Origin of the sequence: Stenotrophomonas sp. GbtcB23, from assembly GCF_019091045.1 — a bacterium.
Lineage (GTDB): Bacteria > Pseudomonadota > Gammaproteobacteria > Xanthomonadales > Xanthomonadaceae > Stenotrophomonas > Stenotrophomonas rhizophila_A.
Map to the genome: position 1 here is coordinate 43301 of NZ_JAGXKC010000006.1, position 13841 is coordinate 57141.

General features: G+C 67.5%; 11 protein-coding genes. 8 read left to right on the plus strand and 3 right to left on the minus strand.

Annotated elements, in window-relative coordinates:
• Nucleotides 1-5: 5 nt before the first annotated feature.
• Nucleotides 6-539: a C40 family peptidase gene (locus tag KVS69_RS04175; protein WP_217537159.1), complete on the minus strand. Its 534-nt coding sequence runs from the start codon at nt 537-539 to the stop codon at nt 6-8.
• Nucleotides 540-655: 116 nt separating this feature from the next.
• Here KVS69_RS04175 and KVS69_RS04180 point away from each other — a divergent pair, with 116 nt between their 5' ends.
• From KVS69_RS04180 to KVS69_RS04210, 7 genes are all read left to right on the plus strand, one after another.
• Complete coding sequence (locus tag KVS69_RS04180) at nt 656-1135, plus strand: peptidylprolyl isomerase (protein WP_217537162.1); 480 nt, start codon at nt 656-658, stop codon at nt 1133-1135.
• A gap of 123 nt (nt 1136-1258) precedes the next feature.
• Complete coding sequence (locus KVS69_RS04185; protein ID WP_345776790.1) at nt 1259-2476, plus strand: DUF418 domain-containing protein; 1218 nt, start codon at nt 1259-1261, stop codon at nt 2474-2476.
• Between the two features lie 59 nt (nt 2477-2535).
• Nucleotides 2536-3891: a glutathione-disulfide reductase gene (gene gorA, locus KVS69_RS04190; RefSeq protein WP_217537165.1), complete on the plus strand. Its 1356-nt coding sequence runs from the start codon at nt 2536-2538 to the stop codon at nt 3889-3891.
• Between the two features lie 63 nt (nt 3892-3954).
• The gene (locus KVS69_RS04195) at nt 3955-4875 is read left to right on the plus strand and encodes a DMT family transporter (protein ID WP_068853502.1); all 921 of its coding nucleotides are present in this window, start codon (nt 3955-3957) and stop codon (nt 4873-4875) included.
• Entirely contained in the window at nt 4872-5246 is a 375-nt protein-coding gene (locus KVS69_RS04200) for an MGMT family protein (protein WP_254622026.1), read from the plus strand. The genes KVS69_RS04195 and KVS69_RS04200 overlap by 4 nt, the downstream gene beginning before the upstream one ends.
• 36 nt (nt 5247-5282) lie before the next feature.
• Complete coding sequence (locus KVS69_RS04205) at nt 5283-5954, plus strand: rhomboid family intramembrane serine protease (protein ID WP_068853500.1); 672 nt, start codon at nt 5283-5285, stop codon at nt 5952-5954.
• A 36-nt stretch (nt 5955-5990) separates the two neighbouring features.
• Entirely contained in the window at nt 5991-7649 is a 1659-nt protein-coding gene (locus KVS69_RS04210; RefSeq protein WP_217537170.1) for an SDR family oxidoreductase, read from the plus strand.
• A gap of 119 nt (nt 7650-7768) precedes the next feature.
• On the opposite strand, the gene KVS69_RS04215 is transcribed toward KVS69_RS04210, so the two are convergent.
• Nucleotides 7769-9778: a M13 family metallopeptidase gene (locus KVS69_RS04215; RefSeq protein ID WP_068853496.1), complete on the minus strand. Its 2010-nt coding sequence runs from the start codon at nt 9776-9778 to the stop codon at nt 7769-7771.
• A 168-nt stretch (nt 9779-9946) separates the two neighbouring features.
• A complete protein-coding gene (locus tag KVS69_RS04220; RefSeq protein ID WP_176472633.1) occupies nt 9947-12061 on the minus strand; it encodes a M13-type metalloendopeptidase in 2115 nt (704 codons plus the stop codon).
• 121 nt (nt 12062-12182) lie between these two features.
• Here KVS69_RS04220 and KVS69_RS04225 point away from each other — a divergent pair, with 121 nt between their 5' ends.
• Nucleotides 12183-13778, plus strand: a complete 1596-nt coding sequence (locus KVS69_RS04225; protein ID WP_093533398.1) for an NAD(P)/FAD-dependent oxidoreductase — start codon at nt 12183-12185, stop codon at nt 13776-13778.
• The last annotated feature ends 63 nt before the right edge of the window (nt 13779-13841 follow it).

The following is a 13841-nucleotide window of genomic DNA, read 5'->3' on the forward strand; positions in this document are numbered from 1 at the left end:
TCATTTCAGTGAAGGACGCGTTTCGCCCCTGTGTAGTGCTGCTTCCAGTAGGTGCCGCCGAGCGAATCCAGCCGGACCGTTCCGCCGGTGCTCGGGGCATGCACGAAGCGCCCTTCGCCCACGTAGATGCCGACGTGGAAGACGTTGCCGCGGTCGCCGAAGAACACCAGATCGCCCGGTGCCAGCCGCTGCGGATCGATCTTCGGTCCCTGCACCGCCGCCAGGTCGCGCGAAGTCCGGGGCAGCTTCAGGTCCAGCATTTCCCGGTACACGTAGGCCACCAGCCCGCTGCAGTCAAAGCCCGACTCGGGGGTGTTGCCGCCGTAGCGGTAGGGCGTGCCGACCAGCCCGATGGCGCGCATCAGCACCGCATTGGCCGCCTGCGGGTCGCTGGGTACCACCGTCGGCCAGACCTGGGTGGAGGCGGCCGGCGCACTCGGGCGGGTGGTCTTGCCGCCGCCGCAGGCGGCCAGCAGGGCCAGGGCAAGCACGGCGGCAACCCGGGCAACAGAGCGGTTCAAGCGCGGAACTGGCGTCATGTGCGTGATGTCCGGATAATGCGCGGCCTCAGAAGGCCGTCATGATGGCGGCGTACTTGGCGGGCGACAACCCGTCCCACCCGTCTGCCCTGGCAGCCTCAGCACAAGAGTTCCGCATGAAGATCGAAAAAGACCGCGTCGTCCGCTTCCATTACACCGTCGCCGAGCAGGGCCAGGAGCCGATCGAGAGCTCCAGGGACCGTGACCCGCTGGCGATCCTGATTGGCCACGGCAACATCATCCCGGGACTGGAAGCCGCCATGCTCGACAAGGAAGCCGGCGCCTCCTTCGAGGTCGATGTGAAGGCCGCTGATGCCTATGGCGAGCGCAAGGAAGGCCTGTCCCAGCGCGTGCCGAAGAAGCACTTCGGTGACACCCGCCTGGTGAAGGGGCAGCAGGTCGTGCTGCAGACCAACTTCGGCCCGCGCGCCGTGACCGTTGAAAAGGTCGGCATGAGCGTGGTCGACGTGGACCTCAACCACCCGATGGCCGGCAAGGACCTGCACTTCTCGGTCGAGATCGTCGACGTGCGTGAAGCTGCTGCCGAAGAACTCGAGCACGGCCACGTGCACGGCGACGGCGGCCACCAGCACTGAGTGCAGGCCACCGTATGAGGCAACGGCCCGCTTCGGCGGGCCGTTGCGTATCTGCAGCCCCGAAATGCCGGGCGGCCTGCGTGCTGCGGCGGCATACTGTCCGCCCTGCCAAGCGAGTCGCCCGTGAAGCCTGTTTCCCCCACGCTGCAGCCGGTGGCTGCCGGCGACCGCATCGAAGTCATCGACATCCTGCGCGGGGTCGCGCTGCTGGGCATCCTGTTGATGAACATGGAAGCGCTGAGCGGTCCGCTGGACCTGGCCTTCACCGGCATCGACCCGCACTGGCAGGGGCTGGACTACTGGGTTGATGCCGCCGTCTACGTGCTGGTGCAGGGCAAGTTCTTCACCCTGTTCTCGCTGCTGTTCGGCGCCGGCTTTGCGATCATGGCGCAACGTGCCGAAGCGGCGCGCCGCGACTTCACGACCTTCTACCTGCGCCGCAGCGGCGGGCTGCTGTTGATCGGCCTGTGCCATGCGTTGCTGGTGTGGTCCGGCGACATCCTGGTGATCTACGCGCTGGTGTCGTTGCCGCTGCTGGCCACGCGCGAAGCGCCGCAACGCTGGCTGCCGGCGATGGGCGTGGCCACCTACCTGTGTGCGGCGGCGATGATGCTGCTGCTGGGCGCGATGCTGGGCCTGGTCGGACAGGTCGAAGGCGATGGCGGCGCCCTCGGCTCGGCCATGGCGCAGGGCCAGCAGACCGTCGAACTGCAGCGCCAGGCGTATGGCCATGGCAGCTTCGGCCAGGCGGTGGCGCAGCGGGCCAGCGATCTGGGCACGGCCCTGTCCGGGGCGCTGATCATCGGCCCGGAAGTGCTGGGCATGTTCCTGCTCGGCAGCTGGTTCGCACGCAGTGGCGCGCTGGCCGACCCGGCGCGGTTTGAGCGCCTCTACCGATGGTTGCGGCGCGGCGCGCTGCCGGTTGGACTGCTGTTGATGATCATCAGCGCGAGCTGGGTGCCGTACCTGGCGCCCGGCACGTTCACCCCCACCACCGGCGCGGCGTATGCGCTGTCGTCGGTGGCCAGCCTGTTGATGTGCCTGGGCTACCTGGCCTGGATCGTGCACTGGCGGGACCGCCTGCGCGTGCTGGCGCCGATGGGGCGGATGGCGCTGACCCAATACATCCTGCAGTCACTGGTCTGCACCTGGCTGTTCTACGGCTACGGGCTGGGTGCGTTTGAAACAATGCCGCGTGCCTGGCAGGTTCCGTTCGCGGTGGCGCTGTTCGCATTGCAGGTGCTGCTCAGCCATGCGTGGCTGCGCCATTTCCGGTTCGGGCCGCTGGAGTGGATCTGGCGCGCGATGACCTACGGGCGTTGGCCAGCGTTGCGCCGATGAAACGATTCAGGCCGCGTCGTCACGTTTGAATCGCGACGTGGCGTGGCATGCTGGCGCCCATGACAACGCATTACGACTACGATCTGATCGTGCTGGGCGGTGGCTCCGGTGGCCTGGCCGCCGCCTTCCGCGCAGCGCAGCACGGCAAGCGGGTGGCGATGCTGGAACCCGGTGAACTGGGCGGTACCTGCGTCAACGTGGGCTGCGTGCCGAAGAAGGCGATGTGGCTGGCGGCCGACCTTTCCGGGCGGATCGGCCTCGCTGCGGCGATGGGCTTCGCTGTACCGGCGCGACCGGCGCTGGACTGGAAGGAACTGGTGGTGCATCGCCAGGCCTACATCGCCAACATCCATGCCAGTTACCTCAAGCGCCTGAACGACAGCAACGTGGTGCGTGTGCCGCGCAAGGGCAGGCTGCTGGATGCGCATACGGTGGAATGCAGCGATGGCATCCGCATCAGCGGGGAACACGTGCTGCTCGCCACCGGTGCCCACCCGCAGCGCCCGGACATTCCCGGCGCCGAACTGGGCTCGGTGTCCGACGACTTTTTCAACCTGTGCGGCGCCCCCGGGCGCGTGGCGATCGTCGGTGGCGGTTACATCGCCGTGGAACTGGCCGGCCTGCTGCAGGCACTGGGCAGCCGCGTGACGTTGCTGGTGCGCGGCGAACGCCTGCTGGAGCGCTTCGACGCCGAGCTGACCGCACAGTTGGCCGAGAACCTGCGCCATCAGGGCGTGCAGCTGCACTTCAATTACCGGCTGCGCGAACTGCGGCGCGAGGGCGATGATCTCATTGCCTACGGCCACGACGGCCCGGCCGAACCGCGCTTCGACCAGGTGTTCTTCGCGACCGGTCGACGTGGCAACAGTGCCGGGTTGGGACTGGAGGCACTGGGCATCGTGGTCGGTGACAAGGGCGAGGTCGAGGTTGACGACTGGCAGACCACGGCGGTGCCCAGCGTGCACGCGGTGGGCGATATCGCGGGCAAGGTGGGCCTGACCCCGGTGGCCATCGCCGCCGCCCGCAAGCTGATGGACCGCCTGTTCGGCGGACAGCCGCAGGCGAAGATGGATTATCAGAACATCGCCAGCGTGGTGTTTTCGCACCCGGCACTGGGCGCGGTGGGCTTGAGCGAAGAAGAGGCGCGCGCCCGTCACGGTGACGTGCGCATCTACCGCACCAATTTTCGACCGATGCTGCAGGCGCTGGCCGACGGCACCCAGCGCAGCCTGTTCAAACTGGTCTGCGTGGGCGAAGAGGAGCGGGTGGTAGGCGTACACCTGCTCGGCGAATCGGCCGACGAGATCCTGCAGGGTTTCGCGGTCGCGGTGAAAATGGGCGTCACCAAGGCCCAGCTCGACGACACCGTCGCCATCCATCCGACATCGTCGGAAGAGGTGGTGTTGATGCGCTGAGGCGTATCAACACCGCCTGGGTAGCTGCCGACCGTTGTTCGGTAGACATCCACTGATGCGACAATGCGTGGGATGTCGCACGCGCTTCCCACCTCCTCCCCACGCCTTGCCACCTCCGGCATCCTGCTCGCCGCCGTCGGTGCGGTAGCCGCCTCCGGCAAGGCCGTGATCGTCAAACTGGCCTATCGCCACGGCGTGGACGCCACCACGCTGCTGGCATTGCGCATGCTGATGGCGTTCCCGTTGTTCGCATTGCTTGCAGTGTGGTCGGCCCGCCGCGCCACCGCCTTGTCCTGGGCCGACCGGGGCCGGGTGGTGTGGCTGGGCTTCACCGGCTACTACCTTTCCAGCCTGCTCGACTTCCAGGGACTGCAGTACATCAGCGTGACCCTTGAACGGCTGATCCTGTACCTCAATCCCACCTTGGTGCTGCTGATCAGCCTGGTGCTGCTGAAAAAGAAGCCCGGGCGCTGGCAGGTGGCCGCGCTGGTACTCAGCTATCTCGGCGTGCTGCTGGCCTTCGGCCACGACCTGCAGCTGGAAGGCGGGCGCATCGTGCTGGGCAGTGCGCTGGTGTTTGCCAGCGCGCTCAGCTACGCGCTGTACCTGTTCGGCAGCGGCCAGGTGGTGGCGCGGATCGGCGCGATCCGGCTCACCGCCTATGCCAGCTGCGTGGCCTGCGTGTTGTGCGTGCTGCACTTCGCGGTCCTGCACCCGCTGCCGGTGCTGTTCCAGCAGCCGGTGCCGGTGTACTGGCTGTCGCTGGTCAACGCGACGGTCTGCACGGTGCTGCCGGTGCTGGCGATCATGCTGGCGGTGAAGCGGATCGGCTCGTCGCTGGCCGCGCAGGTGGGTATGCTCGGGCCGGTATCCACCATCGTGATGAGTCTATGGCTGCTCGACGAACCCATGGGCCCCTGGCAGATCCTGGGGACGGCGCTGGTGCTGGTCGGCGTGCTGCTGGTCAGCCGCGTGCGCGCCTGAAGAAATCCGCGTCGCCGGCCGACGACGCGGTGGACGCTGCCGCGCAGGCGCGCGAGCGCATCCTGGCGGTGATCCGGGCCATTCCGCGCGGGCAGGTGATGGGCTACGGCCACGTGGCCGCCAAGGCCGGGCTGCCGGGCCGGGCACGACTGACCGCACGGGTGCTGGGCATGAACGACGATCCGGACCTGCCTTGGCACCGGGTGCTGCGCTCGGACGGGCGTATCGCGATGCCGGAAGGCTCGCGCGGCTGGCGCGAGCAGAACCAGCGGCTGCGCGCCGAAGGGGTGGTGATGGAGCGCGGTCGGGTCAAGCACATGCCGCGTGGCAGCGGCGATGACCTGGACGCGGCGGTGTGGGGACCGGGCTAGCCCGTTATGATGGGCGCGGTTCCAAAGGATGCCTCCATGTTCCCGCGACTGCCCACCGTCACCAAGGCACTGTTGATCGCCAACATCGTGCTGTTCCTGCTGCAGCAGCCGTTCCTGCTCGGCAACGGCACGTTCGAGCCGTTCATGCTGCAACCGCTGCGCGGTGGCTTCGACCCGTTCTCGCCGGGTGGCAATTTCCAGCCGTGGCAGCTGCTCACCTATGGGTTCCTGCATGGCAGCTTCGGGCACCTGTTCTTCAACATGCTGGCGCTCTTCATGTTCGGTGCGCCGCTGGAGCAGACCTGGGGCGAGAAGCGCTTCCTGACCTACTACCTGGTGTGCGTGGCCGGTGCCGGCCTGTGCCAGCTGGCCGTGGGCGCCATGATCGCCGACCCGGCCACCGTGCTGGGCGCATCCGGCGGCGTATTCGGCCTGTTGCTGGCCTACGGCATGCTGTTCCCCAACCAGCGCGTGATGCTGCTGTTCCCGCCCATTCCGATGAAGGCGCGCACCTTCGTCATCGTGTTCGGCGTGATGGAACTGGTGCTCGGCGCCACCGGTTGGCAACCGGGCGTGGCCCACTTCGCCCACCTGGGCGGCATGTTGTTCGGCTGGCTGCTGATCCGCTACTGGCGGGGGCAGCCGCCCTTCAACCGGCGCCCGCCGGGTGGCCCGAAGCGGCCCAACCACCTGCGCAGCGTGAAGTGATCCGGTAGAACAGCATTGGCCAGGGAGGGCGCACGCATGAAGATCCTGATTCTGGGCGGGTATGGCGTCTTCGGTGGACGACTGGCCCGGTTGTTGTCGGACCTGCCGGACACCGAGCTGTTGATCTGCGGCCGCAACCTGGACGCTGCCCAGGCGTTCTGTGCCAGCTACGCCGGTGCGCCGCGCGTGCACCCGGTGGTGGTGGAGCGGCAGCGCATTGAAGCCGTGCTTGGGGCCGAACAGCCCGCACTGGTGGTGGATGCCTCCGGACCCTTCCAGGACTATGGCGAACACCGCTATAACGTGATCGAGGCATGCATCGCAGCAGGCATCGATTACCTCGACTTTGCCGACGCGGCCGATTTCGTGTTCGGCGTGGCCCGGTTCGATGCGCAGGCGAGGGCGGCCGGTGTTTTCGTGCTGTCCGGGGTCAGCAGCTTCCCCGTCCTGACCGCAGCGGTGCTGCGCGAGATGGCGCAGCGCATGGACCTGGTATCCGTTGAGGGGGGTATCGCACCATCACCGTATGCGGGCATCGGTCTGAACGTGATGCGCGCGGTGGTGGGCTATGCCGGGGCGCCGGTGAAGCTGCAGCGCGATGGCCAACCTGGTCATGGGCGCGGCCTTGCAGAAAGCAGGCGGTTCACCATTGCGGTGCCGGGCCGGCTGCCGCTGCGCAACCTGCACTTCTCGCTGGTGGACGTGCCCGACCTGCAGGTGATTCCGCCCGAACATCCGACCCTGACCGACATCTGGATGGGCGCCGGCCCGGTGCCGGAGGTACTGCACCGCGTGCTCAACCTGCTGGCCAGGGCGCGTGCGCGCTTTACCCTGCCGTCGCTGGAGCCGCTCTCGCCATTGTTCTACCGCGTGTTGAACCTGATGAAGTTTGGCGAGCACCGCGGTGGGATGTACGTGCGTGCGCAGGGCATGCGCGACGGGGCGCCCACCACGCTGAGCTGGCACCTGCTCGCCGAAGGCGATGACGGCCCTTACATTCCGTCCATGGCGATCGAAGCGGTGATCCGCAAGCTGCTGGCGGGTGAGCGGCCGTTGCCCGGTGCGCGGCCCGCGACCCGGGCGCTGGAACTTACCGACTACCACGCGCTGTTCGAGGGGCGCGCGATCCACACCGGTTTCCGCAGCGACGATGCCGGCGCCAGCCTGTACCGGCAGGTGCTGGCCAGTGCCTACGATGCGCTGCCTGCGCAGGTGCAGGCGCTGCACGACACGTCCGGGCAGCACCGCTGGAGCGGTACGGCGCAGGTGCGTCGTGGCACCGGGTTGGTGTCACGCCTGGTGGCGGCGGTGATCGGTTTTCCGAAAGCGGGCGCCGATGTACCGGTCACCGTGACCTTCATGCCGGAGCAGGGCATCGAGCGCTGGACGCGGGATTTTGGCGGGCGCAGGTTCACCTCGTGGCAACGGCGCGGGGCAGGGCGCAACGATGCGCTGCTGGTGGAGCGCTTCGGGGTGATCGAGGTCGCGTTGGCGCTGGTGGTGGAAGGCGATCGTTTGATGTTGGTGCCTCGCCGCTGGTCCTTCCTGGGCGTGCCGCTGCCGAAGGCGCTGCTGCCCAGGGGCACCACGTTCGAAACCGAAGTGGACGGCCGGTTCGTGTTCAACGTGGAGATCGCCGCACCCGGGGTGGGGTTGATCGTGAATTACCGGGGCTGGCTGCAGCCCGACGCGTAGAGCCACGCCCTGCGTGGCTTTGCAGTGCCCGGCGAAGTGCAGCCAGGCAGGGCGTGGCTCAACGTGCATGAAAAAGGGCGCCCTTGGGGGCGCCCTCATTCAATCCCTCAACGTTTCGCTCAGCGCCAGATCTTGATCTGGTCGCTGTCCACGCGCTGCATCGGCTGTCCCGGCTTGCAGCTGAAGGTGGCACCGAAGGCGGGCAGGTTGGACAGCGGCACGTTGGTGCGCCACTTGCCCGGGGCCAGCGTGTCCGCGGTCAGCCGCTGCGCGGCTTCGCCCGGCGAGAGCTGCTGCGGCCACAGGCTGGCCCAGGCGCGGAAGAAGCCCTGCTGCGCGGCCGGCTTGGCGGCAGGTTCGGCCGACTGGTAGGCCGCCCATGCCAGTTCCACGCCGGCCAGATCGGCCAGGTTCTCTTCGCGGGTCAGTTCGCCATTGACCTTGGCCCCCTTCACGCCGGGGAAGTCCAGGCTGCTGTACTGCGCAGCCACACGGTTGCCCAGCAGGTTCCAGGCGGTCTTGTCGGCCGGGGTCCACCAGCTGCGCAGTTCGCCCTTGGAATCGACCAGGGCACCCTTGGCATCGATCGCACGGTTCAGTTCGTGGGCAACCAGCGCGCCGAAGCTGCCGTACTTGTCGGCGTTGTCGGCCTTGGCATTGAACACCGGGCCCTGCAGCACGGCGGCGGTGACGATCAGGCGGTTCTGCGCGATGTCGTAGGCCAGTGCCGGCTGCTGCGGCAACACATCCCAGCGGCGGTCGGCGTTGCCTTTGCCGATGCGCTTCATTTCTTCGCGATGGCGCCAGGTGGAGGCGATCAGCATGTTGCCGCCGAAGCTGCCTCGGCCCATCGGCTGCACGCTGTAATCGAGGTCGCGCAGCGGCGTGCCGATCTCGATCTTCAGCGCGGCCAGCTTGGCCTGTGCTTCGGTCTTGGCTTCCGGGCTCAGCCAGCCGCTGGCCTTGACCGCCTCGATCTGGGTTTCGCGGATCTTGTCGACGATCACGGCGGCCTGGCGGCGATCGTCGGCCGACAGGTAACGTGCGGCATATTCACGGCCGACCATCGGGCCGGCGGCCACGTTCATCGCATCCAGCACCTGCTCCCAGCGGGCCGGGGCGATGGTTTCGCCACGGATCACGCGGCCGCGGAATTCAAACTCCGCATCGCGGTAGGCCTTGGACAGGTAGGGGGCCATGGCATCGCCCACGCGCCAGCGCAGATAGGCCTTCCACTGGTCCGGCTTGATCCGGGTGACCATGCCGTCGAGCGCCTTGAACAGCTCCGGGTCGGACAACGAGACCAGGTCGTCGTTGACGCCCTGCGCCTTCAGGAACGCATCCAGCTGCAGGTTGCGGAAGCGGCTGTTGAGTTCCTTGGTGGAAATCGGCGCGTAGTTGTTGAACGGGTTGTTGATGCCGGCCAGCGACTGCGCATTGCGCGCCAGCTCGGTTTCCAGCGCGATCACCGCCTGCGATTCGGCCTCCAGCTTGTCGGCCGGGGTGCCGGTCAGGGCCAGGATCTGCTTCACGTACGCACGGTAACGGCCCATCAGCGCCACGGTATCGGCGTCGGTGCGGGTGTAGAAGGCCGGGTCGGGCAGGCCCATGCCGCCCTGCATGAAGTAGCCGATGTGGCGATCCAGCGCCTTCAGGTCCACGTCCGGGGCGAAGTTGAAGGCCACCGGGATGCCGACCTGGTGCAGCGCGGCAATCGAGGCCGGCACATCCTTGGCCTTCTTGATGGCGTTGATGCGGGTCAGCAGCGGCGCGATCGGGGCCGAGCCGTCGGCTTCCACGGCCGCTTCATCCAGGCCGCTGGCCCAGAAGTCGCCCAGCAGCTTCTGCACGTTGCCCTGCGGTGCCTTCATCGCGCCATCCAGCAGCTCGCGCTGCTGCACGCGGGTACGCTCGGCGAGCTGGCCAATGGCGGTGGTGGCACCGGTCTGCGGCACCGGGTTGGCCTTCAGCCAGCCGGCATTGGTGGCGTCATGGAAGTCGCTGCACTGCGCGCTCACGGCGGGCGCACGGCTGGCGGCCTTCTTCTTCGGGGCGGCGGAGGCGTCGGTGACGACCAGGGTGGCCAGGCCCAGGCCTAGGGCGATGGCAAGCGGACGAAGGTTGGGCATGCGAAACAAATCCAGGAGGATTGAAGACCGCGGAACTATAGCAAGCCCGCATGAAAACGCGGCATTCACCGACGCCGACGGAAGCCCCGGCCGTTGGCCGGCAACCGGGCAAACAAAAAGGCCCGGGAAAATCCCGGGCCCCTCTGCTTCACGCCACCGCGTGAACGATTACCAGATCACCACCTGCTTGTCGCCGGCGCGCACCATCGGCGTACCCGGCTTGCACTCGAACGCGGCCGCGAAGGTCGGCAGGTTCGACGGCGCGCCCATGGCACGGAACGCAGCCGGGGCGTGCGGATCGGTGGCCAGGCGGACCTTGGCGTTTTCCGGGGTGTACTTGGTGCGCCACACGGTGGCCCAGTTGAAGAAGAAGCGCTGGTCGCGGCTGAAGCCGTCCACCTTCGGGTCTTCCTTGCCGGCGCTGGCCTTCTGCAGGGCGTCGTAGGCGGTGGCCAGGCCGCCCAGGTCGGCGATGTTCTCGCCCAGGGTCAGCTTGCCGTTGACCGCCTGGTCGCCGACCTTGTAGCCGTCGAACTGGTTCACCAGCTTGCCGGTCAGCCCGCTGAAGTTCTTGGTGTCCGCATCGGTCCACCAGTTCTCGAAGTTGCCGGTCGGCCCGAAGCGGCTGCCCTGGTCGTCGTAGCCGTGGGTCATTTCGTGGCCGATCACCGCACCGATGCCGCCGTAGTTCAGCGCGTCGTCGGCCTTCGGGTCGAAGAACGGCGGCTGCAGGATGGCGGCCGGGAACACGATCTCGTTCTGCAGCGGGTTGTAGTAGGCGTTGACCGTCTGCGGGGTCATGCCCCACTCGGTCTTGTCCACCGGCTTGCCGATCTTGCCCAGCGCGAACTTGTAGTTGAATTCGTTGGCCGCGCGCACGTTGCCGAAGTAGCTGTCACGGCCGGTGCTCAGGCCGCTCCAGTCGCGCCACTTGTCCGGGTAACCGATCTTCGGGGTGAAGGTTTCCCACTTGGCGATCGCCTTGGCCTTGGTCTCATCGCTCATCCAGGTCAGGCCCTGGATGCGTTCCTTGAGCGCGGCGGCCAGGTTCTTCACCAGCTCTTCCATCTTGGCCTTCGACTCGGGCGAGAAGGCGACCTTGACGTACAGCTGGCCGAAGGCTTCACCGGCATCGTTTTCGATGGTGCCCAGCACGCGCTTCCAGCGCGGCTTCATTTCCTTCTGGCCGTTGAGGGTCTTGCCGTAGAACTCGTAGTTTTCCTGGGCGAAGGCGTCAGCCAGGAAGGGCGACGCCGAATCCACGGTGTGGAAGCGCAGGTACGAACGCCACACCGACGGGTCGGTGTCGCCCAGCGCCTTGCTGACTTCCTGGTGGAAGCTGGGGATGGCCAGCGAGAACTTCTCCGGCGCGGCAATGCCCTGCGCTTCGAAGAACCGGCTCCAGCTGAAGTTCGGGGTCAGCTTGTCGGCGTCGGCCACGGTGACCGGGTTGTAGTACAGCGAGACATCGCGCGAGAGCTGCTCGCTGGACTTGGAGGCCTTGGCCAGGCGGGTTTCGAACTTGACCACGTCCGCGGCCTGCTTGGCGGCGTCGGCAGCGGCCACGCCGGACAGTTCCAGCACCTTGGCCACGTGCGCCTGGTAGGCCTTGAGCTTGTCGGCGTTCTTGGCGTCGGTGTAGTACGTGGTGTCCGGCAGGCCCAGGCCACCCTGGCTGGCGTAGGCCATGTTCATGCTGGAGTTCTTGAAGTCCGCTTCCGGACCGAACCCGAACAGCACGTTTTCGCCCTTGGCGGCGGTGGTGCGCAGGTAGTTGGCGATGGCGTCCTTGTCCTGCAGGCCGTCGATGGCAGCCAGGTCGGCCTTGATCGGCTCGATGCCCTGCGCGTTGATCTTGGCTTCGTCCATGCCGGTGGCCCAGAAGTCGCCGACGATCTTTTCGATGCCGGTCGGGTTCTTCACCGCTGCGACCTGTTCGGCCAGCTGGTGCTGCACGGCGACCGAGCGCTCGTCCAGGATGGTGAAGGCGCCCCAGCTGGTGCGGTCGCCCGGGATTTCATTGGCGGCCAGCCACTTGCTGTTCACGTAATCGCCGAACGCGGTGCAGGCGTCCAGGCTCTTGTCCAGGTCGGACGGGTGGAAGGCGTTGTAGGCCGGCAGCTTCGCTTCGTCGAGCTTGAACTCGGTGGCGGCCGGGGCGGCGGCGGTCGGGGTGGCGGTGGAGGCCGCGCTGTCCGTAGCCGGGGTTTCGTTCTTGCCGCAGCCGACCAGCGCGGCCGAAACGGCCAGGGTCAGCAGGACAATCTTGGGAGTACGAGAGATCACTAGTATGGCCTCCGGGCCGAAGAATCTTTCAGGAAGGCCCCCTGATGGGGGCCGTGGGCCAGACGATACGCCGCTGGCCCGGCCTGCAAGGGTGTCGAAGGTCATGTATACAGCCAGCATGGACACTTCAACGACGCGTGCCTGGGATGCAGTCATCATCGGCGGCGGGCACAACGGCCTGGTCTGCGCGGCCTACCTGGCCCGGGCCGGGCAGCGGGTGCTGGTGCTGGAACGGCGGCCGGTGGTGGGCGGGGCGGCGGTCACCGAGGAGTTCCATCCCGGTTTCCGCAATTCGGTGGCTTCCTACACGGTGTCGCTGCTGCAGCCGCGCATCATCCAGGCGTTGGCGCTGGCGGAGCACGGGCTGCGGGTGGTGCCGCGGCGGATCAACAACTTCCTGCCGCTGGACGGGGATTACCTGTTGGCCGGTGCCGGGCTGACCCGTTCGGAGGTGGCGCGGTTTTCCGCACGTGATGCCGAGCGCCTTCCGGCCTTCGAGCAGCGCCTGGAGGCATTCGCCGATGTGCTGCGCGATCTTGCGCTGCAGGCACCGCCGAACGTGGGTGAAGGCCATTGGCTGACCCAGCTGCCGGCGCTGTGGCAGGCCGGCCAGCTCGGCAGGCGGCTGCATGGGCTGGCGCCGGCGTTGCGCCAGGAACTGCTGGACCTGTTCACCATCTCGGCCTCGGAATACCTGGACCGCTGGTTCGAGAGCGAGCCGATCAAGGCCCTGTTCGGGTTCGACGGCATCGTGGGCAACTACGCCAGCCCGGAAGCGCCCGGCTCGGCCTACGTGCTGCTGCACCACGCCTTTGGCGAGAGCAACGGAGTGAAGGGCGCCTGGGGCCACGCCATCGGCGGCATGGGCGCCATCACCCAGGCGATGGCGCGCTCGGCCATCGCCGCCGGGGCGAGCATCCGTACCGACAGCGGCGTGCGCAGGGTCGTCGTCGAGCAGGGGCGCGCGGTAGGGGTGGAAACGCTGCAGGGCGATGTCATCCGCGCCCGCAGGGTGGTGGCCAACGTCAATCCCAAGCTGTTGTACGAACAGCTGCTCGCGCCTGGGGAGGTGCCACTGGCCACCCGCGAGCGCATGGCGAACTGGCGCTGCGGTTCAGGCACGTTCCGCATGAACGTCGCGCTGTCCGGCCTGCCCTCGTTCTCCGTGCTGCCCGGGGCAGGGGACCACCTCACGGCCGGCATCATCATGGCGCCCACGCTGGCTTACATGGACCGCGCCTACCGCGATGCGCGCCAGCACGGCTGGTCACGCGAACCGATCGTGGAAATGCTGATCCCGAGTACGCTGGACGATTCGCTGGCGCCGCCCGGCCAGCACGTGGCCAGCCTGTTCTGCCAGCACGTGGCCCCGGTGCTTTCCGGCGGGCGCAGCTGGGATGACCACCGCGACGAAGTGGCCGACCTGATGATCGCAACGGTCGAGAAGCACGCGCCGGGATTCAGCGCACTGGTGCTGGGCCGGCAGGCGCTCAGTCCGCTGGACCTGGAGCGCACCTTCGGGCTGATCGGCGGCGACATCTTCCATGGCGCGCTCAGCCTCAACCAGCTGTTCAGCGCCCGGCCGATGCTGGGACAGGCCGACTACCGCGGTGCCCTGCCGGGCCTGTACCTGTGCGGTTCGGGGACGCATCCGGGTGGCGGCGTCACCGGCGCGCCGGGACACAACGCGGCACAGGCCATTCTTCGCGAATAAAAAGAGGCCACCCGAAGGTGGCCGATAATCATCGGGAGCCCCCGACCGTGGGTCGGGTGCCCC

Excerpts from the sequence above, each read along its gene's own strand:
- KVS69_RS04175 (WP_217537159.1), bottom strand. The coding sequence starts at position 539 with ATGACGCCAGTTCCGCGCTTGAACCGCTCTGTTGCCCGGGTTGCCGCC.
- KVS69_RS04180 (WP_217537162.1), top strand. The coding sequence starts at position 656 with ATGAAGATCGAAAAAGACCGCGTCGTCCGCTTCCATTACACCGTCGCC.
- gorA (WP_217537165.1), top strand. The coding sequence starts at position 2,536 with ATGACAACGCATTACGACTACGATCTGATCGTGCTGGGCGGTGGCTCC.
- KVS69_RS04195 (WP_068853502.1), top strand. The coding sequence starts at position 3,955 with ATGCGTGGGATGTCGCACGCGCTTCCCACCTCCTCCCCACGCCTTGCC.
- KVS69_RS04205 (WP_068853500.1), top strand. The coding sequence starts at position 5,283 with ATGTTCCCGCGACTGCCCACCGTCACCAAGGCACTGTTGATCGCCAAC.
- KVS69_RS04210 (WP_217537170.1), top strand. The coding sequence starts at position 5,991 with ATGAAGATCCTGATTCTGGGCGGGTATGGCGTCTTCGGTGGACGACTG.
- KVS69_RS04215 (WP_068853496.1), bottom strand. The coding sequence starts at position 9,778 with ATGCCCAACCTTCGTCCGCTTGCCATCGCCCTAGGCCTGGGCCTGGCC.
- KVS69_RS04225 (WP_093533398.1), top strand. The coding sequence starts at position 12,183 with ATGGACACTTCAACGACGCGTGCCTGGGATGCAGTCATCATCGGCGGC.